24 protein-coding genes are annotated in these 25,867 nt (G+C 53.6%); 9 read left to right on the top strand and 15 right to left on the bottom strand.

Annotated elements, in window-relative coordinates; translation table 11 throughout:
* The first annotated feature begins 1 nt into the window (after window position 1).
* On the top strand, window positions 2–898 hold the full coding sequence (locus EDM56_RS04915; RefSeq protein WP_122916779.1) for a DMT family transporter: 897 nt from the start codon (window positions 2–4) through the stop codon (window positions 896–898).
* 286 nt (window positions 899–1,184) lie between these two features.
* Here the strand turns inward: EDM56_RS04915 and EDM56_RS04910 are convergent, their stop codons facing one another.
* The 3 genes from EDM56_RS04910 to EDM56_RS04900 all read right to left on the bottom strand — a co-directional run bounded on the left by EDM56_RS04910 (window position 1,185) and on the right by EDM56_RS04900 (window position 4,386).
* On the bottom strand, window positions 1,185–2,012 hold the full coding sequence (locus EDM56_RS04910; RefSeq protein WP_122916778.1) for a carbohydrate ABC transporter permease: 828 nt from the start codon (window positions 2,010–2,012) through the stop codon (window positions 1,185–1,187).
* Complete coding sequence (locus EDM56_RS04905; protein WP_122916777.1) at window positions 2,012–2,965, bottom strand: carbohydrate ABC transporter permease; 954 nt, start codon at window positions 2,963–2,965, stop codon at window positions 2,012–2,014. The genes EDM56_RS04910 and EDM56_RS04905 overlap by 1 nt, the downstream gene beginning before the upstream one ends.
* 83 nt (window positions 2,966–3,048) lie before the next feature.
* Complete coding sequence (locus EDM56_RS04900) at window positions 3,049–4,386, bottom strand: ABC transporter substrate-binding protein (RefSeq protein WP_122916776.1); 1,338 nt, start codon at window positions 4,384–4,386, stop codon at window positions 3,049–3,051.
* A 263-nt stretch (window positions 4,387–4,649) separates the two neighbouring features.
* Between EDM56_RS04900 and EDM56_RS04895 the strand changes: the two genes are divergently transcribed.
* From EDM56_RS04895 to EDM56_RS04880, 4 genes are all read left to right on the top strand, one after another.
* A complete protein-coding gene (locus tag EDM56_RS04895; protein ID WP_122916911.1) occupies window positions 4,650–6,134 on the top strand; it encodes an FAD-dependent oxidoreductase in 1,485 nt (494 codons plus the stop codon).
* A 57-nt stretch (window positions 6,135–6,191) separates the two neighbouring features.
* Window positions 6,192–6,788: a TetR/AcrR family transcriptional regulator gene (locus tag EDM56_RS04890; RefSeq protein WP_122916775.1), complete on the top strand. Its 597-nt coding sequence runs from the start codon at window positions 6,192–6,194 to the stop codon at window positions 6,786–6,788.
* A 184-nt stretch (window positions 6,789–6,972) separates the two neighbouring features.
* Window positions 6,973–9,255 carry a DEAD/DEAH box helicase gene (locus EDM56_RS04885; RefSeq protein WP_122916910.1) on the top strand — a complete coding sequence of 761 codons (2,283 nt, stop codon included), beginning with the start codon at window positions 6,973–6,975 and terminating at the stop codon, window positions 9,253–9,255.
* On the top strand, window positions 9,245–10,630 hold the full coding sequence (locus EDM56_RS04880; protein WP_122916774.1) for a ribonuclease H-like domain-containing protein: 1,386 nt from the start codon (window positions 9,245–9,247) through the stop codon (window positions 10,628–10,630). The genes EDM56_RS04885 and EDM56_RS04880 overlap by 11 nt, the downstream gene beginning before the upstream one ends.
* Window positions 10,631–10,686: 56 nt before the next feature.
* Here EDM56_RS04880 and EDM56_RS04875 read toward each other — a convergent pair whose 3' ends face one another.
* Window positions 10,687–11,763, bottom strand: coding sequence for an acyl-CoA dehydrogenase family protein (locus EDM56_RS04875; protein WP_122916773.1), 1,077 nt, complete (start codon window positions 11,761–11,763; stop codon window positions 10,687–10,689).
* Window positions 11,764–12,138: 375 nt separating this feature from the next.
* Here EDM56_RS04875 and EDM56_RS04870 point away from each other — a divergent pair, with 375 nt between their 5' ends.
* Window positions 12,139–12,711: an RNA polymerase sigma factor gene (locus EDM56_RS04870; protein WP_281274941.1), complete on the top strand. Its 573-nt coding sequence runs from the start codon at window positions 12,139–12,141 to the stop codon at window positions 12,709–12,711.
* Window positions 12,668–13,603 (top strand): DUF4367 domain-containing protein, encoded by a 936-nt coding sequence (locus EDM56_RS04865; protein ID WP_122916771.1) that lies wholly within the window; start codon window positions 12,668–12,670, stop codon window positions 13,601–13,603. Before EDM56_RS04870 ends, EDM56_RS04865 begins: the two co-directional genes overlap by 44 nt.
* Before the next feature lie 288 nt (window positions 13,604–13,891).
* Here the strand turns inward: EDM56_RS04865 and EDM56_RS04860 are convergent, their stop codons facing one another.
* A complete protein-coding gene (locus EDM56_RS04860; protein ID WP_122916770.1) occupies window positions 13,892–14,752 on the bottom strand; it encodes a LysR family transcriptional regulator in 861 nt (286 codons plus the stop codon).
* A 194-nt stretch (window positions 14,753–14,946) separates the two neighbouring features.
* Here EDM56_RS04860 and EDM56_RS04855 point away from each other — a divergent pair, with 194 nt between their 5' ends.
* Window positions 14,947–15,903 carry a DMT family transporter gene (locus tag EDM56_RS04855; protein WP_122916769.1) on the top strand — a complete coding sequence of 319 codons (957 nt, stop codon included), beginning with the start codon at window positions 14,947–14,949 and terminating at the stop codon, window positions 15,901–15,903.
* A 119-nt stretch (window positions 15,904–16,022) separates the two neighbouring features.
* Here EDM56_RS04855 and EDM56_RS04850 read toward each other — a convergent pair whose 3' ends face one another.
* The 5 genes from EDM56_RS04850 to EDM56_RS04830 all read right to left on the bottom strand — a co-directional run bounded on the left by EDM56_RS04850 (window position 16,023) and on the right by EDM56_RS04830 (window position 20,460).
* Window positions 16,023–16,886 (bottom strand): hypothetical protein, encoded by an 864-nt coding sequence (locus tag EDM56_RS04850; protein WP_122916768.1) that lies wholly within the window; start codon window positions 16,884–16,886, stop codon window positions 16,023–16,025.
* Window positions 16,887–17,068: 182 nt separating this feature from the next.
* Complete coding sequence (locus tag EDM56_RS04845; RefSeq protein ID WP_122916767.1) at window positions 17,069–18,583, bottom strand: HAMP domain-containing sensor histidine kinase; 1,515 nt, start codon at window positions 18,581–18,583, stop codon at window positions 17,069–17,071.
* A complete protein-coding gene (locus tag EDM56_RS04840; protein ID WP_122916766.1) occupies window positions 18,576–19,250 on the bottom strand; it encodes a response regulator transcription factor in 675 nt (224 codons plus the stop codon). The genes EDM56_RS04845 and EDM56_RS04840 overlap by 8 nt, the downstream gene beginning before the upstream one ends.
* Before the next feature lie 183 nt (window positions 19,251–19,433).
* Window positions 19,434–19,898 carry a DUF4440 domain-containing protein gene (locus EDM56_RS04835; RefSeq protein WP_122916765.1) on the bottom strand — a complete coding sequence of 155 codons (465 nt, stop codon included), beginning with the start codon at window positions 19,896–19,898 and terminating at the stop codon, window positions 19,434–19,436.
* Between the two features lie 52 nt (window positions 19,899–19,950).
* Window positions 19,951–20,460 carry a GNAT family N-acetyltransferase gene (locus EDM56_RS04830; protein ID WP_122916764.1) on the bottom strand — a complete coding sequence of 170 codons (510 nt, stop codon included), beginning with the start codon at window positions 20,458–20,460 and terminating at the stop codon, window positions 19,951–19,953.
* A gap of 106 nt (window positions 20,461–20,566) precedes the next feature.
* On the opposite strand from EDM56_RS04830, the gene EDM56_RS04825 reads away from it, so the two are divergent.
* Window positions 20,567–20,887, top strand: coding sequence for a DUF3899 domain-containing protein (locus EDM56_RS04825; RefSeq protein WP_122916763.1), 321 nt, complete (start codon window positions 20,567–20,569; stop codon window positions 20,885–20,887).
* A 13-nt stretch (window positions 20,888–20,900) separates the two neighbouring features.
* On the opposite strand, the gene EDM56_RS04820 is transcribed toward EDM56_RS04825, so the two are convergent.
* The 5 genes from EDM56_RS04820 to EDM56_RS04800 are packed head-to-tail and all read right to left on the bottom strand — an operon-like array spanning window position 20,901 to window position 25,865.
* On the bottom strand, window positions 20,901–21,989 hold the full coding sequence (locus EDM56_RS04820) for a M24 family metallopeptidase (RefSeq protein WP_122916762.1): 1,089 nt from the start codon (window positions 21,987–21,989) through the stop codon (window positions 20,901–20,903).
* A gap of 25 nt (window positions 21,990–22,014) precedes the next feature.
* Window positions 22,015–22,959, bottom strand: coding sequence for an ABC transporter ATP-binding protein (locus tag EDM56_RS04815; RefSeq protein ID WP_122916761.1), 945 nt, complete (start codon window positions 22,957–22,959; stop codon window positions 22,015–22,017).
* Complete coding sequence (locus EDM56_RS04810) at window positions 22,959–23,975, bottom strand: ABC transporter ATP-binding protein (protein ID WP_122916760.1); 1,017 nt, start codon at window positions 23,973–23,975, stop codon at window positions 22,959–22,961. Before EDM56_RS04810 ends, EDM56_RS04815 begins: the two co-directional genes overlap by 1 nt.
* A gap of 11 nt (window positions 23,976–23,986) precedes the next feature.
* Entirely contained in the window at window positions 23,987–24,928 is a 942-nt protein-coding gene (locus tag EDM56_RS04805; RefSeq protein ID WP_122916759.1) for an ABC transporter permease, read from the bottom strand.
* Between the two features lie 4 nt (window positions 24,929–24,932).
* Entirely contained in the window at window positions 24,933–25,865 is a 933-nt protein-coding gene (locus EDM56_RS04800; RefSeq protein WP_122916758.1) for an ABC transporter permease, read from the bottom strand.
* Between the last annotated feature and the right edge of the window lie 2 nt (window positions 25,866–25,867).

The raw sequence follows: 25,867 nt of genomic DNA, 5'->3' as shown, positions 1-25,867 counted from the left end.
TATGCTGCGCTCTTATTTGTTATTGATCTTTTGTGTCACCGTCTGGGGAAGCAATTTCGTCTTTGGCACCATTCTCGTCCGCGAGTTCTCTCCCTTTTTTCTGGCAGCTACACGGCTGTTGTTTATCACACTGTTCTTGCTCGGCTACGCGTTAATCACGCGACGGTTGGGCCGCGTATCCCGCAAAGACTGGGGGCTGTTGTTTGCACTCGGCATCATCGGCGTGTTCCTGAACCATTGGACGTTTTACCAAGGTCTAGTCACCGCCGATCCGACGACCTCGGCGCTCATTCTCGCGTTGACGCCAGTCACCACCGCGCTTTTGGCTGCGGTATTTTTGCGGGAAAGGCTCACGCCCAAAATGATCGCCGGCTCCATCATCGCCACGCTCGGCGTCATGCTCGTCATCTACAACGGCTCCGCCCTGCAGCTTAGCGTCGGACTCTTGTGGATCGGGCTGACGATGGTCACCTTTGCGATCTCAATCATCTTGGTACGCATGCTAGCCCAGCGCATCCCGCCGCTCGTGACGACGCTGTACTCCACCTTGATCGGCTTCGGCGCCATGATCCCGGTCACAGCGATCAACGCGACCGGCTGGCACATCAGCGGACAGCTGTGGGCATGGGGACTGCTAATCCTTACCGCCGTGCTCATGCACGGATTCGTCACCCTGATCTGGAACAGCCAGCTCCAGCAAGTCGGGGCGGCCAAAGCCGCCATGTTCTCCAACCTGGAGCCATTCGTGGCAATGATTTTCGGCTATTTCATCCTGGATAAACTAGTCACCTCCCAGCAACTGCTCGGCGCGCTTTTCATCGTCGGAGGCGTAACCCTCACAACTTTATCCAAAGAACCGAGCGCCACGAAGAAACAGTCCCTCAAGCTGGAGTGTTGACCCACAGCAGAATCGACCGGGAGAATGCCGTTTCCTCCAGCATCGACTTTCGCCGGGCCCACCCAGCGAGCAAGCGAGCCGCGGGGAATCTTCCGGGCGCAACCTCTGCCTAATCATCCTGAAGAGGCACCCTTTTGCGCCCGCCCCGCGGCTCCCTTGCTCGCGGACACCCCCCACATCCCTGCTGGCCCAAGACGGAGTGCAGGAGGAAACGGCATTCTCCCTCCACCGCACCCCCGTCCCATCAACACTCCCGCAAAGGGGAGGTTTTCTGAGAGGCGAACGTTCACCCCTTCACCGCTCCTTGCGTCAGCCCTTCCACCAAATATCTCTGGCACACCGCGAACAGCACCATCGTCGGCAACACCGACAGCACCGTTGCAGCCGACATCGCACCCCACTCGATATCGGTTTTCTTGATGAAGGAGTTCATCGCCACTGGAATCGTTTTGACTGTCTCCGCATCGATGAACATGACCGCCATGATCAGTTCGTTCCAGCATTGCACAAAGGCAAAGATGAACGTCGCCGCAATCCCCGGCAGCATGATCGGAATGATCACCTGAAACAAGGCGCTGATCCGCGAGCAGCCGTCAATCATCGCCGCCTCCTCAAGCGCAGCTGGAATGCGCTGAAAAAACCCGACCATGATAATCGTCGAAAAAGGAATCAGCATCACCGAATAGACCAACATCAACGAAAACAGGCTGTTCAACAATTTCATGCTGGACATCATCACATAAAGCGGCGCCATCCCGATAAACATCGGCACCATCTGCGTCACCAAAAACCCGAACATCACCTGTCCCTTTCCCCGGAATGAAAAGCGCGCGAGCACATAGCCGCCCAACAGCGCGATACAAAGGACGATCGATGATGCGACCAGCGAAACCAAGAAGCTGTTCAAGATGTAGGTCTGGAAATGCGATGTTTTGAAAATTTCCAGGTAGTTCACCAATGTTGCATTCTCCGGCCAATACTTGATGGGAAGAGAAAAAATCTCCTTCGGCCCTTTGAATGAGGTGATGACGACCCAATACAGCGGAAAGACCGTGCATGCCAGAAACAGCGCGAGAAGCGCCGCTTTTCCTGTGCGCCACATTACGTTCGCCATCAAAAATCAGCCCCCTTATCCACTTTCATCGCCTTGGCGTAAAACACCGTAAACACGAGTAAAATCAGCACGATCACAATCCCGATGGCGGATGATTGCCCGTAATCCTGCGCAAAAATCACCTTGTCGATCATATAGGTCGAGAAAATATGAGTAGACCCGGCAGGGCCGCCGTTTGTCATCGAAATGATGATGTCGGGGAAGTTAAGAATCCAGATGACGCGCAAAAGGATCGTGACTGCCAGCGTCGGCATGATGAAAGGAACGGTAATATAGCGAAACTGCTGCCAGGCGCTCGCCCCATCCATGTCAGCTGCCTCATACAGCTCGCCTGGTATCGACTGCAGTGCAGCCAAAATCATGATGGCAAAAAAGGCGACTCCGTACCAAATGTTCGCGATGATGACAGACGCAAGCGCCCACGTCCCATCCGCCAAAAACGGGATCGGCGCGTCGATCAGTCCCACTTTCAGCAGCAGGTCATTGATGACGCCGAACTGGGCATTAAACATCCACCGCCAGATCAACCCGATCAGAAAGCCGGACATCGCCCACGGAAAAAACACCATCGCTTGGTACAGCCCTCTGCCGCGGAATCGCTTGCGCATCAAGAGCGCCAGCCCAAAGCCGAGAATGAACTGAAAAACAAGGGAAAACGCGACCCAATAAAAGCTGTTCAGCGCCACGGTAAAAAAATCCGGGCTAGTAAAAACGGCGATGAAGTTTTCCAGACCGATGAAATGAATGTCGGTCAAATCGAACAGTGTATAATTTTGAAATGCCATCACGGCACCTTTCACCAACGGATAATAGGTGAAAACGGTCACCAGGAGCAGCGCTGGCATGAGACAAAGCAGGATGAAGAGACCTTCCCGCGACAAGCGGAACGGTTTTTTAGGCGCATGGACAGCCTGTTGCCTTTCGACCAGAATAGTTTGCTTTTCTGCTTCCACTTTTCTTTCCTCCTCACAAGCGGTCTTGCAGAAAAATGGGCAGCCGGGCCGCCCATTTTCTTTTTGTTGAAACGCTGTTTTGTTTATTTGGCTGCGGCTTTTTCCTTCGCCCAGTATTGATCCCACTTCTTCATGAGGTCCTCTGCGGATAGTTTGCCGAGCAAGAACGACTGAATGTCTTTGTCCGCCGCGTTTTGCCAGGCGCCCCAGCCTTTGTAATCGACTGGACGGCTCACATCGACGAATTTGTCCGACTGCGTATTCATGTCAATGAACGGCTTATAGTACCCTTCCTTGTAGAAAGCATCCTCGGCAGCGCTTTTCACGACTGGAATCACCGAGCTTTTTTTGGTGTAATACGTGCTCTGCTCTGGATCGGAGAGGAACGCGATCAGCTTCCACGCTTCTTCCTTGTGCTTGGAGTACGCCGTCATCCCCCAGCCCGGTCCGCTGACCACCTGCTGCGCGATTCCAGACGGCCCCACCGGCAGCGGAGCTGTTGCCCATTGCCCTTCCTGCATTTTTTCTTTGGCGGCATCGATCACCTCAGGGTCCTGGATTAGCATGGCCGTCGTTCCCGAAACGAAGCCTTGGACCATCTCCGGAAAGCCCCAGCTGACCGAATCGGGCGGCGAGACATCTTTGTACATCTGCTTATAAAAATTGGTGGCGGCAAGCGACTCCGGTGTGGAGAAGATGGTGCTGCCGTCTTTGAGGAAAAACGCATTATTCGGATCAACCTTGGCGCCATTGTAGGCCCACAGCGTGATCATCAAGTAATCCCAGCCTGTCGGCCCGCCGCGGAAGCTGTAGCCGAATCGGTTTTTGGCGGGGTCTGTCAGTTTTTTGCCCGCCTCATACAGTTCATCCCACGTCTTAGGCACCTCTAGCCCTGCTTCCTTGAACCAATCGGTGCGGTAAAACAGGACGCGCTGGTACAAGCCGTTCGGGATATAGTACGGCGTGTTGTCCACCCAATTGGCTCGCCGCTTGGCGATGTCGTTGAGAGCGTCATAATTGCTCCATTTGTCTGTAAACGGTTTCAAATTTTCAATGAAACCATTCATGGAAAATTGCTTGGCATTGAATTCGCGCACTTCCAACACATCGAGATCTTCCTTGGCCATCAGCATCTGCGTAATTTTTTGGTCGGCCCCGTTGAATGGTGGCGAAATCAGCTCCACCTTGATCGTCGGGTTGGCCGCCTCGAATTTGCCGATCAGCTCTTTAAGCAGCTCGGTCCGCTGTGGGCTTGTGATACTCTCGACCATCTTGATCGTGACCTGCCCGTTGCTCGCTGAATTCTGATTCTGATTCGCTGCGCCATTTGTTTCTGTCGTCGACTGACCACAGCCGACAAGCAAGCCAAGTGATAAAGATGCGGTAAGAAGAAAGGATGATGCCTTGCGTAAACCCCCCATGGATGACACCTCCGTCAATGTTTCTACAAGCATCATGATTGTACATAATCTTCAGAATTATTAATTTCAATTTGTTTACCAGTTTTTTCATTATTTTTACATTCATGTTGAGAAAACGATTGACGGTTTATGGAAAATCGGTTATTTTATGATTGACTGATTCGATCAACCAAAAACTCAAATCGTTCACCCTAGAACTCATCCCCATCGTTGAATCGGAAAAACCAGCCCACACGGCTGGCAAAAACAAAGGAGCGATGAATATGAACGACCTGCAAAAGAAAGAAAAAGCGATTGTCATCGGAGGAAGCATTGCTGGCCTTCTGGCTGCGCGGGTATTGGCCGATCATTATGCGGACGTTTTGATCGTTGAGAAGGACGATCTGCCCGAAACACCCGCGACTCGCCTCGGTACTCCGCATGCGTACCACCCCCATCGCTTCACATTTCGCGGCAAGGAGATTACAGAGCGTCTTTTTCCAGGGTATGAAAAAGACCTGGTAGCAATGGGAGCTCCATCGTCATGGAACAAAGACATGCACCACATGAACCAATACGGCAGCATGGTCGGCAAATATCCGCGCGACGATATCAAGTTCAGCCGCGAGCTGCTCGAATGGGTCATCCGCAAACGGGTGAAAAGCATCCCCCATGTGCATGTTCTCACCAAGCACGATGTCATCGGTCTGGCAACGAGTACAGACAAATCGGAGGTAATCGGCATTTTTACGCGTGAACGCGGCTTGCACGATGAAAAGCTGCTGTCGGCTGATCTCGTCATCGATGCCAGCGGCCGTTCCTCCAAGCTGGCAGCATGGCTGGAACAAATGGGCTACGCGGTCCCGCAGCCGGATATGCTGCAAGCAAATATCGGCTACAGCACACGCCGCTATCGGGTTCCCGCTCGCTCGGCTCATCTGGAAGAAACGTGGGATGTGATCAACATCGCCGGTCAGCCAACGAATGGAACGTTTACAGGGGTCTTCTCTTTTCTCGAAAATCATGTGGCTGAGATGCTGCTGTACCGCCCCGGTGGGCAGTATCCACCGACAGATGCGGAGCAATTCGAGCAGACCGTCGCAGCGCTTCCGTCGCAGCTGATCGCAGACATGCTGCAACAGCTTGAGCCGCTCTCCCCTCCCAAGGGTTTTCGCATGCCGCACTCATACCGTCAGCGCTATGAGCAAATGGAACGGTGGCCATCCGGGCTACTCGTGCTGGGAGACGCCTACTGCACCTTCGACCCGATTTTCGGTCAGGGCATGACGGTGGCCGCGCTTCAAGCGGAACTCCTCGAACTCAGCTTGCGTGATGATCGTGATGAACACACGCCCCAATTCGAGCGTACCGCGCTGCGGCGCATGCAAGAGGCAATCGCGCCCGCCTGGTGGCTGAATTGCGCCACCGACCTGCAATGGGAAGGTGTCGAGTATGCTGGCTCCGAACCGTTGAAAGGCATTGCGTTCGGTAAGCGCTACATGGATTTGTTCCTGAAGCACGCGACAACCGAGCAAAGCTGGGCGCTGTACGGTCTGTATTGGGCGGTCAATTCTTTGTCGGTGCCGCCGCGCGCGCTCTTCGCCCCCGATATGGTGAAGACGGTTTTGTCCGCTTCCGAAGAGGGACAGCATTTGCTCGCCCAGCTGATCCAGGAACACAGCAAACCTTTGGAAGACATCCTTGCTGACATCCTGCCCGTCTTTTCGGAGGCCCCTTATCAGCAAAGCCAGCATTACGTCGCGCCGTAATCGGTTTCCCGTTAGCCGTTTCCAAAATGGTATACTGGTAAAAAGGAGTGAACGAACATGGCGCCTTTAAACGACGAACAATTAACACAAATTCGCGATGAGCGTAAAGAACAAATCATAGCCGCAGCCCTCCAGGTTTTCGCCCGCCGCGGCATTGCCGGAACGAAAATGAGCATGATTGCAACGGAAGCCGGCATTAGCCACGGGCTGCTGTACCACTATTTCAAATCGAAAGACGACCTGTTCACGACACTCGTCGAAGGTGCCGTGCTCGAAGCGCATGCGGAAATGAAGCGGGTCTATGAACTGCCGGGATCTCCGATTGAGAGAATCAGAATGTTGACCGAAAGTACGCTCGATGAAGGAGGGAAGCCGTATTTTCTCCTGATCCACCAGGCGCGCACGTCAGAGGGCGTACCCGAGCGGGCGAAACTGTTGATCGAGAAGTATTCCTTAGAGCTGTTCGTCGAGCAGCTGCGGCCCTTATTCGAGCAAGGCCAGCAAGCTGGGGAAGTGGCCGAGGGCGATGCTGGCGAGCTGATCGCCTGCTACTTGTCGGTGTTGTCCGGACTGATGGTGCTAAGTGCCCATGAAACGCCTGACTATATCATGCCACGAATCGAGCTGCTGCTGCGGCTCGTCGAACGCCGCTGATGACACATGCGCTTTTCCCGGCAACTCCACTTTCAAACACTCGTTTAAGAGGAAACGACCCACGCCAACCCGCATAAAGCAGGTGGCGTTTTTCTTTTTTTGGTAGATCGCTGGAATCCATTCCCCGCCCCATTTACATCCCGAACATCCATTCGTAGAATAGAGGGAGAAGAAGGTGATGAATATGATCGGAAAAAAGAGCCTGACGGACATCCTTGAACATTTTTTGCAAGAAGAGCGCTTCAAAGACCATATCGTCCACTGGCACACGATTCCGCCACGAGAACCGAAAACCGTGCCGTTTCCCGAGGAGCTGGACGATCGAATCCGCCATACTTTAACCAAGCGAGGCATTTCCTCGCTGTATACGCACCAAGCGACCGCCTTCCGCCATGCGCGTGAAGGGCGCCATCTGGTCGCCGTCACGCCGACCGCTTCCGGCAAAAGCATGTGCTACCACCTCCCTGTGCTCCAGTCGATTGCGGAAGACACGCAGACACGCGCCCTCTATCTCTTCCCAACGAAGGCGCTCGCGCAGGATCAAAAATCAGAACTGCACGAGCTGATTAACGAAACGGGACTGCCGATCAAATCGGAAACGTATGACGGTGATACCCCGGCGAACATCAGACAGATGGTGCGCAAGGCAGGCAACATTGTCATCACCAATCCTGATATGCTGCACTCCGCCATTTTGCCGCACCATACGAAATGGGTATCGTTTTTCGAGCATCTCCAGTACATCGTGATCGATGAGCTGCATACATACCGCGGGGTTTTTGGCAGCCATGTCGCCAACGTGATTCGCCGCCTCAAGCGGATCTGCGCCTACTACGGCAGTACGCCGCAATTCATCTGCACCTCCGCCACGATCGCCAATCCACGCGAGCTGGCAAGCCAGTTGACCGAGGAGCCGATGGAGCTGGTGGACAACAACGGCGCGCCCACCGGCAAAAAACACTTTTTGTTCTACAACCCGCCGATCGTCAACCGCCAGCTGAACATTCGGCGGAGCGCCACTCTGGAAGCGCGGGATATCGCCTCCGCCTTTCTGACCAACGGCATCCAGACGATTTTGTTTGCGCGCAGCCGCGTCCGCGTGGAAATCCTCCTCACGTATTTGCAGGAGCTGATCAAGCGCAAGCTCGGCCCGAAAAGCATTCAAGGCTATCGCGGTGGCTATCTCCCCAGCCAGAGACGAGAAATCGAGCGCGGCTTGCGCCAGGGCGACATCATGGGCGTCGTCAGCACGAATGCGCTGGAGCTCGGCGTCGACATCGGACAGCTGCAGGCATGCGTCATCACCGGTTATCCCGGTTCGGTTGCCAGTACATGGCAGCAGGCAGGACGGGCAGGGCGTCGACAAGGCGAATCCGCTGTCGTCATGGTCGGCAGCTCTTCCCCGCTTGATCAGTACGTGATCCAGCATCCCGAGTATTTCTTTGACCGCAGCCCGGAATCGGCGCGGATCAATCCGGACAACCTGATCATTCTGGTCGACCACATCAAGTGCGCCGCCTACGAGCTGCCGTTTAAAGAAGGCGACCTGTTCGGTCAGGCGGAAATCTTGGAGATTCTCGAGTTTTTGACCGAGGAGCAGATTTTGCATCATTCCAAAGGCAAATGGTTTTGGATGAACGATTCGTTTCCTGCGCACAACATCAGCCTGCGCTCGGCCTCACAGGAAAACGTCGTGATCGTCGATATTAGCGAACGCGGCAACGAGCGTGTCATCGGAGAGATGGACCGGTTCAGCTCGCTTACGCTTTTGCATGATGAAGCGATCTATTTGCATCAAGGGGTTCAATACCAGGTAGAAAAATTGGATTACGAGGAGAAAAAAGCGTTCGTGCGCGAGGTCCAGGTCGACTACTATACCGATGCCAACCTCGCCGTGTCGCTAAAGGTGCTTGAAGAGGACAACGCCCGCCAGCAAGGGACTACTCAGCTGGCCTATGGTGAGGTTTCCGTCCACGCGATGGCCACGATCTTCAAGAAAATCAAATTCGAGACGCACGAAAATATCGGCTCGGGCCCGATCCATCTGCCGGAAGAGGAGCTGCATACCAATGCGGCGTGGATCAGCTTTCCCGAGACGCTTCTCGATGAGCTGGGACAAGAGGACGTGGAGCGCGGCCTGATCGGCCTGGCGCACGTTCTCCAGCACACGGCACCGCTTTTGGTCATGTGCGATCCAGCCGACCTGCACGTCATCGCCCAGCGCAAAGCCGTTCATTCCGGCCAGCCGTCCATTTTCCTGTACGACCGCTATCCTGGCGGCATCGGGCTCTCCGAGCAGGTATACAAAGAAATGGACACGATCCTAAGCCAAGCCGAAGGGCTGATCGCGTCATGCGCGTGCGCCTCTGGCTGCCCTTCCTGCATCGGCGGGATGGAACCCGGCGTGAAAGAGCTCGCCCTCTCCTTAGTGCGCACCGCGCAAGGAGGCCATCACTATGTCTCTTAAAAACAAGCTGAACCGACTCAAGCCTCATTTGACGCGGGAAGCGGGGCAAAAACAAGTTGCCACTCCAAACGCTGGGGGCGAGGCGCTGCATGAAGGCGGGGATGCTGGCGATCAGCTGGCTGAACCGTCAAAAACGTCTGAACAGCCAAATGCGGCGTCCACCCCTGCCGCTTCTCCCATCATCGTCCCTTTTGCGGATCGATGGGACGCCCTGCAATCCACGCCCTACGGCGACCAAGAGGATTACGTGATGGTCCGCGAAGTGCGGTATCCACAGGCGAAATGGCACGGTCGTTACAGCTTTGACCAGCTGCATGAAGTGCTTGAAGCCTGGGGTGACTCCGGTCTGTCCCACCCTTTGTCCGGTGCCGCTACTCTAGCCGAACAGCTACTGTTTTTCGATACCGAGACCACGGGCTTAAACGGCGGGACGGGCAACACGATCTTTTTGCTAGGGTACAGCCGCATTGAACGGGATGAAGTCGTGGTGAAGCAGCATTTTTTGGCGAGTCCCCATTCGGAAGCGACGCTGTACCAATCTTTTTTGCATGATGTGCGCGGGGCCACGCATCTTGTCACGTACAATGGCAAATCGTTTGACTGGCCACAGGTAAAGACGCGCCATACGCTGGTGCGTGACGAGGTTCCCCCGCTGCCGACATTCGGCCATTTTGACCTGCTGCACGGTTCGCGCAGGCTGTGGCGGCGTGATTTGGAATCGTGCCGCCTCGGGATTATTGAGCAGGAGAAGCTCGGGGTTAAGCGGACCAACGACTTGCCCGGCTATCTCGCGCCGATCGCCTATTTTGACTATCTCCACGTATATGATCCCGCGCCGATCGAAGGCGTTCTGCATCACAACGAGTGGGACGTGCTCTCACTGATCACGCTTTATATCCACATCTCCAAGCTTTTGCTGGAATACAAGCGCGGGACGCCTTCCTTGGATGAGCTGTTCGAAATCGCTCGCTGGTACGACACGCTCGGCTGCGACCGCGAAGCCATGCACGGGTATGCGCAGATCGCCAAAAGCGACCATCCGCTGCATGGCAGAGCGCGACTGGCACTGGGGCTCCTGTACAAAAAGCACCGCGATTACGGACGGGCGCTCGCCATATGGGAATCGTGTTTGAAAAGCCCGGGCCATATCGCCGAGGAGCTGTACGTTGAGCTCGCCAAGCTTTGCGAGCATCAGTTCAAGGACTATGAAAAAGCGCTGCATTACACCCAGCAAGCATTTGCACACTGGCAAAAGAAAACAGCGCTGCTGCGCAGCAAGCCGCGGACGGAGCTCGCAGCCTATCGAAAGCGGCTGGAGCGGCTGGAGAAAAAGGCGGGCGATTCGGCTGCCCCGGGATTTTTCGCCGAGTCATAGCCGCACCAAATAAAACAGCCGATCGAGACACATGGTTCTCCGATCGGCTGTTTCTTTTAATCCTCAAACGACAGCAGCAGCGAATGCTGGCATGCGGTATTCAAATCACGCCACGCCTGATTGAGCGGCGTCTCCTCCAGCATCGCTTGCAGTCCCAGATAAGGCAGCAGCCCGTTCGCGCACGTCAGAGCCGCTCGGGCGGTCTCCTTGCATTGGCGCGACACTTCCTGCTCCACTCCCTCCGGCAAGGCCCCCTCTTTTACATGCACATCCCACGAATGATCGACTTGCGTGAAGAACGCTTGCGCCGACTTTTCAAACAGCCCTTCCGCTTCCCTGATCCTGTCCATCACAACTGAGGCACGCTGCGGATTGGTCGCTTGCCATCCGGCACTGCTCCGCTCGACCAACTGTATGGCTTCCTCCAAGAAGCGGCGGCAAATCCCGACGCCTACTGCCGCAAAAGATGACTGGGCAAACGGAATGAACGGATAGCGATAAAGCGGCTCATCCGTATAAGCGAGCGGTTCAACCAGGGTAAACGTCCGATCATGCGGCACAAAAGCATCCTTCACCACCATCGTGTTGCTCTCCGTCGCCTTGAGCCCCACCGCGTTCCAATCGTGCACGATCGTCACCTGATCCGGCCGCAGCGCCACGGCGCGAATGTGCGGCTCTTGCCCCGGTTCGTCCGCTTCGATCACACAGTTTGCCGTGAAGACGGTCGCGTAGCTCGAGCCGCTGCAATATTTCCACGTTCCGTTTACGATATAGCCACCTTCCACCGGATACGCTGTCCCCGACGGATGACCGCTTCCCGCTACCACCGCCTCTTTCGCCGCAAACAGCGACTCCCGCGCTTCCTTTGGCAAAAAAGGCACGAAAAAACCGCCGCCTGAACCGATCGTGACGACCCAGCCCAAGCTGCCGTCAATCCATGACGTTCGTTCAAAAATGCGCACCGCCTCGGGCAGCGAGGCCATCCGCCCGCCCAGCTCCTCCGGCACGAACAGCTTGAACCATTTTTGCTCATAAATCAGTTCCAACACTTGCGGCTGCAGCCGTTTCGTTTTTTCTGTCCGCAGCGCTTCGTCTCGTATCGCCTGTATCATCTGTTCTGTCAAACGTTCCATGTCCGCTACCCTCGATCTTTATCCCGATTGCCCGCATGTCGCTTTGCCACACGGACACCCGTCGTTTTCTTCTTATGATAGTCTTGCTCTACACCCCTGTCCAGAAAGCCACGTATTGCTGGGAACTAGCAGACCTTACCCTTGATCTGTCGAGTATTTAATAATAAATAACTCCTTACTGAGGTCCCCACCATTTTCATAAGGTGGCGACTATTTTACGCTTACCCTGTATCTTAGAGTTGCAGCATAAATGGCGGGAGTTCGGGTACTACATCATTCCATAAATTTTTTTATTTTGTCGTCACATTCTCGTATTGATGATTCGTTGTTTAGGTTGAAAGGAGTTGAGGAGGGTTGGATGACACCGATTTACAAATGGTCATTTATGAAGTATTGAAAGGTGATACTGAGAAATTCGAGAAGATCATGCACCTCTATCAAAAATCGATTTTTCTCTACTGTTATTACATGCTCGGTCATTATTCCGAAGCGGAGGACTGCGGACAAGAGGTTTTCTTGAAAGCATACCGCCATTTGGCGAAGTACAACCGGGATACCCCCTTTGGTGCCTGGCTGTACAAAATTGCGTACCATCAATGCATTGATGTGATTCGCAAGCGAAAGCTGGCTAAATATCTGCCATTCTTTTATCGGGATGAGAAAGAAAACAAGCATATTGATCAACAAATCGAAGCCCTTTATTTCGATGAGTTTGTGCATAAAGCCATGTCGAAATTGTCTTCGGAAGAGCGGAACCTGTTGATTTTACGGTGCGTTGAAGAGAAGGGTTATCAGGAAATCAGCCTCATTCTGAATCAAAGCAGCGCCACTCTTCGAAAAAAATACGAACGTTCGACTGCAAAATTCCGTAAGTATTATGCGCAAGAAAAGGGAGTGGGATCGTATGAGATCGGACAAGGATCAGGATTTGAGAAAACTTTTTCATGACCAACTTCATCCCGAAATAGACTTGGCTGGCAAAGTGATGGGAAAGCTGTATGCCGAACAAAAAACAAAGGAGCGATTTTTTGTGAAATACAAAGTGGGTCTATTGGTAGCAGCAGGAATGGTTTTGACAGTCTCTTCAGCTTTTGCCGCTGTTAACTATACATTGACAAACAAACTGGGCAACGTGGTTTATGAGCACAAAACACTGGAAGAAGTGAACTATACTCCGCCTTCTAAGGAAGAACAACTACGCTCGCTAAAAAGCCACGGATTTGCCAACGACTTGTTGAAAGAAGGCACGGCTGCTATCTTCTATATCGTCTCGGACATCCCGGATATGAAAACATACACCAGAAGCAAGAGAATGCACTTTACGGATATATCCGCACTCCGCGCCAAAATGAAGGATCAGTCCGTCAAGATTTTCGACAGTTTGGAAGGCAAGTACAAGTTCACAAGTGCAGGCGTTGACTTCGAACCCATTACGAACGTGAATCCTCCCAGCCCGGAAGAACAGGCCGCGATTGTAAAAAAACTGAAAAAACAAGCAGAGGAGTCCAAAAAAGAGTATGCCATGATACCAGTAGAACTCTCGAAGGATCATTGGAGAATGTTCATCAACTACACCAGCCAAGGAAAGCAAATCACGGTCCAGATGTCCAGAACGAGCGAAAAAGAGACGATTCTCGTCCATAAGGATTGGGACTTGAAACAGGAAAAGCTGGTTGTCAAAGGAGTAGATATGCTCTTCACAGATTTTGGGACAGGTAAAAATATCCAATGGGTTTATGACGTTCCAAACACGACCCAAACAATCCTCTATCATATAGAAGCATCCAATCCAATAAGCAAAGAAGAGTTAGTTAAATTAGCCGAATTGTACCTGAAATAATCGATTGGGATGTTTAGTAACGCAACTGATGTTGTGGTCATATAAGTTGCGATTGATTTTTTGAGTCAACCTATCATGCTCATCGTCAGGAGCCCCCATCCTGATTAGTCCCGTAGGGCAATATCCGGTCGACCGGGAGCTGGTGGAATATGTGGAACAGGCAATTGAGCATTACAAAGCCAAAAACGGCAAGTCACAGTGAGCGGGCGGCAGTATTTCGTTCGGCACAAAAAAAGAACTGCTCCACCGATGCGGGGCAGTTCTTTTCTTTGATCGTTCCCCACTCTTTTACTCGATGAGCGGAGTCGTCTGCAGCGTTTCGATAAATTTGCGGATCGAGCTGGTCATGTGCGAATCTTTGCGCCGGATGAAAACCGTCGAGATCATCCGGTGCTCCTCGGGAATCGCATGGCAAAACAACAGCCCGCTTTGCTCCATGTAGCGGACGGTCGATCGCGGGACGATGGAAATGCCTAATCCGGCTGCCACACTACCGATAATTGTCTCAAAGCTGGCGAATTCCATCACCTGCTTGGGCAAAATCCCTTCCCGGCGAAACCAACTCCCCAGCTTGGCACGGTATCCACATCCTTTGTTGAACAGCAACAGCGGCGTATGTGTCAGCTCTTCCGTCGTAAGCGTCCCACGTTTGGACACGACCACCAGCTCCTCGCTGCACTCCATGTATTGCTCAATCAGCGGATGCTTGATCGGCCCCGAAATGAAGGCGCCATCCAGCTTGTAATCCAGCACATCCTTGATCAGCTGCTCGGTCACACCCGCTTTCAGGGACAGATCGACGCCCGGGTATTGCTGATGGTAGGCAGAAAGGATGCGCGGCAGCCAATTGACGATCTCGACCGTGCCGATCTCCAGCACACCCGTCGGCGTCTCCTCGTCTTGGAATGCACGCTTCAATTCCTCCACGCTGGCCATAACCTTGGCAGCATACTCGATCAGTTTTTTCCCCTCAGCAGTCAGCGTCATCCCGCGTCGATGGCGGTAAAACAGCGAGGTGCCGAGCTCCGTTTCCAGATGCTTGATTCTCGCTGTCACATTGGACTGCACGTAGTTCAATTCCTCTGCCGCCTTGCTTACGCTGCCGTGAAAAGCCACTCGCTGAAAAACCGTCAAATCGTTCAATTCCATCAACGTTTCCTCCATGTGTTATGTGCTATCATTTTAAATGATCGATAAGTTTCATTTCAATCATTTTACTAACAACTTCCTATCCCTTACGATGTGTAAGGGCATCGCGACACCGGTTTTTTTTCGGTTCCGGATGCAGGAACAAAATGTTTCACAACAAGATGCTGCAGAAGGATGCAAGGAGGAAGTTTTTTGTGGGTAAGAATGGTGTAGTGGTTGGAGGGCTTTTTTGTTTGATTGCAAGTATGTCGTGGGGAGCGATGTTTCCCGTGGCAGAAGGAGCTTTCCAACGGATTGATCCGATTTATTTTTCATTCTTTCGCTATTTAATCGGCAGCCTGCTGCTTGCCGTGATTTTATTGATGAAAGAAGGCAAGAGCGCCTTTCGGCTGGAAGGAAAGGGCAAAAGCCTTGTTTTTTTCGGAAGCATGGCGTTTACCGTCTACAACCTGCTCGTCTTTTTGGGCCAAAGCTCGCTGCCAGGGACAGGCACAATCATCGCTTCGCTCATGGAAGCCATGATGCCGATGATTTCCGTGCTGGTCTTCTGGATTTATAAACACAAAACGCCAAACCGTTTCACCATGATCAGCATGCTGGTCTCGTTTGCAGGCGCGCTTCTCGTCATCACCAAAGGCGACCTTCATTTTCTACTGATGGCAAAATCCAGCTTGCTTCCAGTCGGCGTGATTTTTGCCGGCGTCGTCGGATGGGTGATCTACACGATGGGTGGGAATCATTTTTCCACCTGGTCCGCATTGCGTTATTCCACACTTAGCTGCCTCTTTGGCACGATCGTTTCCCTGATCGTCGTGTCGGCGGCAACCGCGCTCGGCTTCCTGTCGTTTCCGGCGCTTTCAACGATTCTTTCGGTCAAATATGAGCTTGCCTTCATGGTGCTTCTACCAGGGATCGCCGCGCTGCTCTGCTGGAATGCGGGCATCAAGCTGCTCACACCGCTTAATGGCATTTTGTTCATCAATTTCGTGCCGTTGACGACGTTGGCGATTCTCGTTTTTCAGGGCTACCATATCACGATGGTTGAGGTCATGGGCACCTTCTTAGTCATTGCGGCCCTGCTGTTCAACAACCTGTCCCAGCGCAGAAGCCAGCAAAAAAAGTCGGTCAAATTGGTCAAGGCAATCACGTAAAACATCCTTTTTTCACAACCAAAACGCCTCGAGGTGCTTACTCACCTGCGAGGCGTTTTTTTTGCTGTTCACGAAGGAAAATCCCCTGTCCTGCGCGAACAGGGGATTCGTCTATTTGCTTATTTTTTCTTTGCCGGAATCATGACCGCAGCTTCCGTAAATTTCGCATCTTTTTTCAGATAGTCGATGGCTTCTTCGGTTGTCATGTTTTTTGATTTGGCGATTACGTCAAGGGAGCCGTCCTTCTCCATTTTGGCAAGCAGCTCATCTGCCGTGAGCCCCTGGCTCTTCGCTACGTCTTCCAGACTCAAGCTTACGGTGACAGCGGCCATCTTTGTCAAATCCGCGTTACCCGTCGTAACAATCGCAGCCATTTGACCTTTCACTTCTGCCGCATCGACCATTTTTACAGCCGGGATTGAACGGGTGATTTTGACCATGGCTGTTTTATCGCCTGCATGATTGTCGTCAGTGATATCACTTGCGTTAATCGTCACTATTTTGGTTAAAGCAACGGCGGTTCCCGCTTCATCCTTGTTCCCTTTGCCGCCATCTTTATCTGCTTCTGCAAGCTTCGCGATCGTTATTTTCATCCCCTCAGTTTTGCCATCTGGCGAAATTTCCTTCGCTACGCCTTCCTTGACGTCAATGACTTGAGCAGGGAGTGTGGCAAACGCTTCAACCACTTTCCCTTCTTCTTTCAAATAATCCTTTATCTCTTCAAGGGACAGACCTTTCATTTTCGCAAGCTGTGCCAACGACCCGTCTTTTTCCATCTGCTCCAGCAGCTCGTCTACCGTTACTCCTTGCCCTTTTGCGAACTCCTGGAAGCTTACCGCTTCCGGCGCCTTCAGCTCCTGTGCCGCAACCAGCGTTTTTGCCGGGATTGTTTCTTTTTGTGCAACGGGCTCTGCGGCGAATGCCGAGGTTGCCATTGCGGATACTGCCAAAGCTACTGCTGCCATTGTCATTTTCTTTTTCATTGAAAGTTCCTCCTTCGTATTGACCGCTGTGTGATTTTTGCGATTCCAAGATGTTCGCCGTTTCCACTGCTTGTCGGATCGGCTACACGTATACTGTACAAAACGGATGTGACGGCAAAATGACGATGGGCAAAAATGCTTGGCACCACGATCTTTGCGGGACAAAAAAAATGCCAAGCAGCTCATCTGCTTGGCAATCTCAGGCGAAACACCGTTCCTTGTTCCGATGTGCGCAGCAGGAACAGTTCCCCACCGTTGGCATGGGCGAGCAGGCGGCAAAGCGGCAGCCCCAATCCAAGGCCGTGCTTTTTCTTTCGTTTGCTGTCCCCGCGGTAATAGCGTTCAAAGATATAGGGCACTTCCGACTCTCTAATGCCATTCCCGTTGTCGGTTACATCGATGACGACACCATCCTCCGCCCTGCTCGCGGCAAATGTAATCTCAGTCGCCCCTGCTGCTGCGCTGTTCGTCAGTAAATTGATCAAAATCTGCTTGAGCTGACCGCTATCCCCGATCACGGCAAGGGAGTCATCAGTCGGCTCCGCTTTGATTTGTGTAGACGCGAACGCCGATAAGGAACGAAGCGGCGAAATGGCACTTTCGATCAGCTCGCTTGCCAGAAGTTCTTTCCGATCTCCCTGGATCACGCCTGCTTCAAGCGACGAGAAATCGAGCAAATCCTCCACCATTTTCTGCATCCGCTTGGCTTCCTCAAGCGTTGTCTGCAAAAATTCATCCGCTTTCTCACCTGTCACGACACCGCCTTGTACCGCTTGCACCATGCCGCGAATCGAGGTAACCGGCGTCCGCAGTTCATGGGACACGCCTGCCAGCAAATCGGTGCGCATTTGCTCTAGTTGCTTCAGTCGCTTGGTCATAACATCGAAGGAGGCGACCAGCTGCCTCAGCTCGTCTTCCTTCACATCGTTGATCATCGGCAGGGTCGGCGAATAATCGCCCTCCGCAATCTGGATCGCAGCGCCAGCCAGCTGACGCAGCGGGCTTGTCAGCTTCCGTGACAGCAGATAGATCACAATCCAGCCGCCAAATGCGATCCCTACGATGATCAGCGTCAGCATGACATAGGTCTGGTTCATCTTTACGGTGTTTTCTTCGAGCGGGGCGCTCAAATACAGCGCTCCGGTGATCACATCATTCTCGCTGAGCGGCACGCCCACGCGCAGCCATGTCTCGTCGTTCACCTTGATTTTTTCCCGGACTGACTGCCCTTGCGCCAGTACAGCCGGATCGGCGGACGTCTTGACTACTTCCATGGGCACGGCCATGCTGCTGCGGCTGTTAATCGTTGCGATTTCCTTGTCATGCGTGTCGAAGATTTGCATGAAATCGTCGTATTTCTCGATCGGGCGGGCGATTTCCATCGGAACCATCGTAGCTGTTACCATCGCGGCTTTCGCGGGCACCGCCGTTGCTACCGAGCTAACGGTGATCCCCTTTTGCAGCTGGAACTGACGGACGATTTTGACCTGGACATTTGTCGCGCGCGTATAGGAATCCCCTAATTGCTCAGCTCGTGCCTGCAGCACCGAGAACCGCTGCTGATCATCGTTTACCTGTATCCACATGCCCGCCAATAGCCCGAGGCTTACCAGCGTGACCAGCAAAATCAAGGCATAGCGCCACGTCCAAAACTGCAGCAACGGAATGGTTTTTTCGTGGTTGCGCTGTCTAAACATGGAGCATGTACCCTGTGCCCCGCACCGTGAGGATTTCACCCTCGCTGGCCGGCCATTTTTGCAGGCTTTGGCGGATTCGCTTGATCGCCGCATCCACCGCGCGGTCACCGCCTTCATAATCCATTCCCCACACTTGATCGAGCAGCTGCTCCCGCGTGAAGCATTGATTCGGATGTTTCGCCATAAAGGCGAGGACGGCCCAGTCCCGCGGCGCCAGTACCAGCTGCTGGTCATACAGCGACGCTGTGCGCGCCGTAAAATCAATGACCAAGTGCCCCATACGGATCACCTTGTTATCTTCCAAATAGACGGAGCGGCGCAGGACAGCCTGTACCCGCGCCACCACCTCCTCGGGGTCAAACGGCTTCGAAATGTAGTCGTCAGCCCCCTGCCCAAGCCCCTGCAAGCGGTCGGGAACGCTCCCCCTCGCCGTCAAAATGATCACCGGGCAGCTCCCGTACTGCCGCACTTGCTGGAGAATCTCGAACCCGTCGTTATCCGGAAGCATCAAGTCAAGCAGCACCAGGTCGGGCCGACAGTTCAAATACACATCCAATACGTTTCCTTCTCCTATATCCCATGTCACCTCGTACTGCGCACGCTCCAAATAAGCGGTCAGCATCTGGGCGATCGGCATTTCGTCTTCGATCAAAAGCACACGTTTCACCGTAAACTTCCTTTCCTCTCCGTACTCCCGCCGGCACCAGAGGCCTAGGGATGGCAGTCTATCATCTCACTATAGTTTGTCTATGTGACGGGAAGATGACGAAAAAAAAGAGAGCGCTCTGCTCTCTTTTCATCATAGCAAAATGATAGCTTCCACTTCCGCTGCTATTTTTACCAAACACGCTTATTCGGGCACGGCGAGCCCCTCGCGCTCGTCATCCCACGCGACCGAACATAGCTTCCAGCCCTCTGGCGTACTGACGAACTGCAAGGTTTTCATCCCCTTCGCTTCAAAAGCAGCCCCATTTTGGATGCCTGCTTTCCGATAAAGGCTAAAGCGATGGGCGATGTTGCCGAATATCTCCGTGCGGCTGTCGAGCTCTTCCTCCTCGAAATCGGTGAGCGTCCCTGACATAAGCAGCTCTTTTCGCGGCTCGATGAATTCGCGGAGGCTGTAGATATCAGGCGTCCCGGTTGTATTACGAATGACGATCCCTCCCGGAACAAAGAGCTGACAGATTGTCTCGACGGGGGGCTCCATTCCTTTATTCGTAAACGCTCGGAAAAAAGCTGCTGTCAGCGATTCAATCTGTTGTATCGCCTTGGCATCCTGTTGATGTCCAGTCAATAAGGCGTGTTGGCGATCCATTCTGGTCGGCCTCCCTCAGTGAAAATGGAAAGTTGATCCTCACCTGGATGCATTATAGCGCGATGCCGAACAGCCGAAGCTCTTCTTGATCATCGGCCAGCCGGATCCGTCCTTCATCCTGCATCCCAAGCTTTTGCAGCAGTGCGGCCGAGTCGTGGTTGTCGATGGATGTGATCGCAACGATCCGCTGCAAGCCAAATGTCTCTTTTCCATCAGCCAAAACAGCGGCAGCGGACTCGTAGGCATATCCTTTTGAACGATAGGCAGGGAGAAAAGCGAAGCCGATGTCCACGTCTGGAAGCGAATCTCGCTTGATCAAGCCACACATGCCAATCGGTGAACCGGTTTCCCCAAGCTCCACCAAATACAGCCCGAAGCCAGTTTGCTCATACATCTTCATCGGCACATTCAATATATAGTTCCGCGCATCCTCAAGCGTCCGAACCCCCTTGTCACCGATGAATCGAATCCAGGCAGGGTCATTCAGCAGCTCCAGGATAAATGCCGCGTCATCAAGCGAAATCCTGCGCAGCCGTAGTCGCTCTGTCTCGAGCAAAGCCATCAACATGCACCTCTTTTACAATAATCACATAACGTCCAATCAAAATCGCCATGATGTGCTATGATCTTTAGAAAAGAATGAAAAAAACGGGAAAGGAAGCGAAGCCATGTCAGCGGTCACGCCGGAAGTCGAGCTTTTACTCATCAACCGCCTGTTTCTCGCCGGACTTGTGCTGCTCATGTTCGGCGGCGCACTGATCGTCCTGCGATCTGGACTTTTCCAGCTGTTTTTGCAAAGCTTTGCCAAAATGAAGGCGATGTTTTTCCGACAGGCTCGCGTCCTGGAAAGCGATTTTTATCGAAATAGGCCCATCCTAACCGAAAAGAGCAAACACGTTTACAAACGTGCGGTCATCGGCTTGCTAAGCATCGGCACCCTCCTGCTTCTTTTCTCGATCGGGCTGACCTTGCATTATTACAGCGCATAATGAGCTGGGTGGCTTAGCGACCGATGATCGTCAGCTCCTTCGGAAACGAGGTCAGCACCTCAACGCCGTCCTTCGTCACCCACACGTTGTCTTCGATCCGGACGCCAGCGTGCTGCGGGATATAAATGCCGGGCTCGATCGTAAAAACCAACCCTTCGTAGACCTTATCCTGATTGTCCCCGTGAACCGACGGATATTCGTGAAGTTCCAGCCCAAGGCCGTGTCCAACCCGCGTGATGAAATGCTCTCCGTAGCCACGCTCTGCAATTACGCTGCGTGCCGCCTGATCGACGCTGGCAAAGGTACAGCTCGGACGGGTCGAAGCGATCGCCGCCAAATTGGCTTGGAGGACCGAATCGTACTGATCAGCGAGCTTTTCATCGATATCCCCAACAGCGAACGTCCGCGTGATATCTGAGTGATAGCCATCCACCAACACCCCTGCATCAATCAGCAAAAACTCACCTGTCTGTAGCTGGCGTGATCCTGGAATCCCGTGCGGCTGCGATGTTTTTTCCCCTGACAGCACGATGGTGTTAAAAGCCGGACTGTCCGCCCCCAGCTTTTTCATCTGATATTCCAGCTCAGCCACCAGCTCGATTTCCGACATGCCGGGCTTTGCATGGGAGACCCCGGCGGCCAGCGCCTGTTCGATGAGATGGATGGCCCGCTTCATCACGACGATCTCTTCCGGGCTTTTTCTTGTTCGCATCGCATGCAATGGCTTCGTGACATCGACGGATTCAATAGCGTTCAGCGCAGCCATCATCGCGCGGTAGCGAATGACGTTCAGATGCTCCTCTTCCAAGCCTAGCCGCGAGACAGCCTGTAGCTTCTCCTGCAACAGCGCATAAGGGTCTTCCGTATCAGAGACAGCAAAGATAGCCGTCACGCTGGACCCTTGCTGCGCACGTTCCAGATCGAGAAGCGGCACGACCAAGAAAGGCTCCTCTCCCTTACGTAACACCAATCCCATAAAACGCTCATGCGGATCGTTGAGAAAACCCGTCAAATAGTAAATGTGTTTGGGCTGGGTGATGACCATTGCGTCCAGTTCATTGCTTTCCAAAAAGGAATATAGCTCCTGCAATCGACCGTTCATGCATTTACACCTACCTCAACGTTTTTTAATAAAGGTGACAAGCGACCCATCGGCCTGGCGCTGCTTCTTTCCACATCGGCTCACTCTCGGCGCATTCGGGCTTCACGTGCGCACAGCGCGTGCGGAACCGGCAGCCGCTCGGCAATGCAGCGGGACTTGGCGGATCTCCTTGCAGCACGATCCGTTCACGTACAGCAGTCGGATCAGGCACGGGAACAGACGAAAGCAGCGCCTGCGTGTACGGATGGAGTGGCTCACGGTAAAGCTCATTGCTGTTGGCCAGCTCGACCAGCTTCCCCAAATACATCACACCGATCCGCGTGGAGATGTGCTTCACCATCGAAAGATCATGTGCAATGAACAGATAGGTGAGCCCCCGATCCGCCTGCAAATCTTCCAACAGGTTCACTACCTGCGCCTGAATGGACACATCAAGCGCGGAAATAGGCTCATCCGCGATAATGAATTGGGGATCGACCGCTAACGCGCGAGCAATCCCGATGCGTTGGCGCTGTCCGCCGGAAAACTCATGCGGAAAGCGCATCGCATGCTCACGCCGCAGCCCTACCTGTTCCAGCAGCTCCATGACCCGCCCCATCCGATCTGCTTTGCTCAAATGATGAATTTCCAAGCCTTCTGCGATGATGTCCCCCACTTTCATCCGGGGATTCAGACTAGCATGCGGGTCCTGAAAGATCATCTGCACGTCCCGATTAAACCGCTTCACTTCCTGACGCGACAGACGGCCGATGTTTTGCCCCTTGAAGAAGGCTTCACCCTCCGTGCTTTCGTAGATGCGGATCAGCGTCCTGCCCAGCGTAGATTTGCCACAGCCGCTTTCGCCGACCAGGCCCAGCGTTTCTCCTTTGCGGATGGAAAATGATACCCCGTCCACTGCTTTTAGCGTCAAGCCTGTGCCAAGCGTGAAATACTTTTTCAACTCTTTTACTTCAACTAACGGTTCTGTCATTATGCCTGCCTCCCGCTTGCAATCAGCTCCTCGATCCGTGGTGCGCGAGAGTCATGCAGCCAGCACGCCGCCTGATGGCCATCCGCAAACGATGTGGGAGCCGGCATTTGCCGCTCGCATATTTCCATCGCGTAATCACAGCGGTCCGCGAACGGACATCCCTGCGGCGGGTGGAATAGATCGGGCGGAGTCCCGTTGATCGGAATCAAAGGTTCCTTCTCGTTGCTGTCGAGCCGCGGCATTGAGCGGAGCAACCCCCACGTATATGGATGCTTTGGCTCTGCAAAAATCGCCTTGACCGGCCCAGACTCCACCACGATTCCCGCGTACATCACCACCGCTCGATGAGCGATTTCGGCCACCACCCCGAGATCATGGGTAATCATGATGATCGACATATTAGTAGTCGCCTGCAGCTCCTTCAACAGATCGAGAATCTGCGCCTGCACCGTGACATCCAGCGCAGTCGTCGGCTCATCGGCGATCACCAGCTTTGGATTGCAGGCGAGCGCGATGGCAATCACTACCCGCTGCCGCATGCCGCCGGAAAATTCGTGCGGATATTGCTCCACACGCTTCTCCGCATCCGGAATGCCCACCATCCGCAACAGCTCGACCGCCCGTTGGTGCGCCTGCTCCCGCGATACACCCTGATGGTGGACGAGCCCTTCAGTCAGCTGCGATCCCACCTTCATCGTCGGATTGAGCGCCGTCATCGGGTCCTGGAAGATCATTCCGATCCCGGAACCGCGCAGCTGCAGAAGCTCCTTCTTGGAAAGTTTCGTAATCTCAACACCTTGAAACGAAATGCTCCCATCCGCGATCCGCCCCGGCGGACAAGGAATCAGTCCCATGATCGCCTGGGCCGTCACGCTTTTGCCGCAGCCGCTTTCACCAACGACCGCTACTGTTTCCCCTGCGTCCACATGGAAGGTGACGCCGCGGACCGCCTGCACCTCACCGCCATATGTCTTGAAGTGAACCTTCAGATTGCGCACATCCAGCAAATGCTCCATGTCATCTCCTCCTACTCGCGCAGACGCGGATCGAGAGCATCCTGCAGACCGTCCCCGAACACGTTAAAAGCAAACATCGTCAGCGATATCATTAACCCCGGGAAAAAAAGGCGCCACCAGTCGCCAGTTAAAATGACACCAAGCGCATCGTTGGTCATCGTCCCCCAACTGGCGATCGGCGCCTGCACCCCAAGGCCCAAAAAACTGAGAAACGATTCGGCAAAAATCGCCGATGGGATCGTGAAAGTCAAGTTCACAATGATGATGCCGATCGTGTTAGGGATCAGATGGCGCCAAAGAATGCGGCCAAATGAAGCCCCGAGCACCTGTGCGGCCAAAATGTATTCGCTATTGCGCAATTGCAAAATTTGGCCGCGTACCAGTCGTGCCATGCCGATCCACCCCGTCACAGTCAACGCGGTGATAATCGTTGTGATCCCCGGCTCCATCACCACCATGAGCAGGATGACGACCAACAAGTACGGCAGGCCGTGTAGCACCTCGATAACACGCATGATGATGTTATCGATTCGCTCGCCGCGCTTGCCGCGCCCCGCCATGTAACCTGCGATTCCGCCTACCGTAACGCCGATGGCCAGATCGATGAGCGCCGCCACGACCCCGATGGTCAGCGAAATCCGCGCCCCCGACCAGGTGCGGGCAAACATATCGCGCCCGAGATCGTCCGTTCCGAACCAATGCTCGGCGGAAGGGGACATGTTGCCATCCAACAAGCTTTGGTCGGCAAAGCTGTAGGACGTAAGCGAGGGGCCGATGATCGCCATAGCGAAAATCAGCAAAATGAACACCAATCCGACAAGCGCCAGCTTATTTTTCACCAGCTTGCGCATCACTTCCTGAATGTACGAAAGGCTGGGGCGTTGCGCTGCCGCCTGTTTTTCCTTCCTGACCAGCGGCCGGAACAGATCATCCGTATTCGTCTGCGCGTTCATCTTCTCACCCCTCCTTGTTGTTCAGCTTGATGCGTGGATCGATCAGCGTGTAGGCGATATCGATCAGCAAGATGGTAAACACCAGCACGGCGCTGTAAAAAATGGTCGTGCCCAGAATGACCGGATAATCCCGGTTAAAAATGCTGTCCACAAAATACTTGCCAATGCCGGGAATAGCGAAAATCTTTTCCACGACGAAGGAGCCAGTGATCAAGGCTGCCATCAATGGACCAAGGAACGTAATCACCGGCATGATTGCGTTGCGGATGCCGTGCCGAATGACGATAAGCGCGGTCGGCAGCCCTTTCGCCTCCGCGGTGCGGATATAGTTTTGGTTCAACACGTCAATCATGCTTGTGCGCATATAGCGCGTGATCACGGCAAGCGGACCGAACGCCAGCGCGACCGAGGGCAGCACCGTGTGCATCCATGTCCCCCACGTGGCGACGGGGAAAATCGCCCATTTGATCGCAAACGTGTTGATCAAAAGCGGCGACATCAAAAAGCTCGGTACCGAAATCCCGATGATGGCCAGCGCCATCATCAAATAATCAAGGCCTCGGCTGCGGTTGAGCGCTGCCACAATGCCGAAGAAGATCCCAAGCATTAGCGAAATCGCCAGTGCCTGCGCCCCGAGTACCGCTGAAGCGGAAACCCCGTCCGCGATCATGCTGTTGACGCTGCGCGTGTCCGACTTGATCGACATACCTAGATCAAGCGACACGAGATTTTTTAAGTAAAGTACATATTGTACCGGCAACGGCTCATTCAAATGGTACTTGGCGCGCAAATTTTCCAGCACCTGCTTAGGTAGCTTTCCGGATTCGGCCGCGAACGGATCGCCTGGAATCAGATGCATCAAGGCAAACGTCAGCGTCACGATGATCCAAAGCGTCAAAAGCACCATCAGGAAGCGTTTTATCAAATAACGGGACACAG

Origin of the sequence: Brevibacillus fluminis (assembly GCF_003710825.1) — a bacterium.
GTDB classification, from domain to species: domain Bacteria; phylum Bacillota; class Bacilli; order Brevibacillales; family Brevibacillaceae; genus Brevibacillus_D; species Brevibacillus_D fluminis.
Note: the sequence above shows the minus strand (reverse complement) of the source record. Positions and strands in the feature narration are given on the sequence as shown.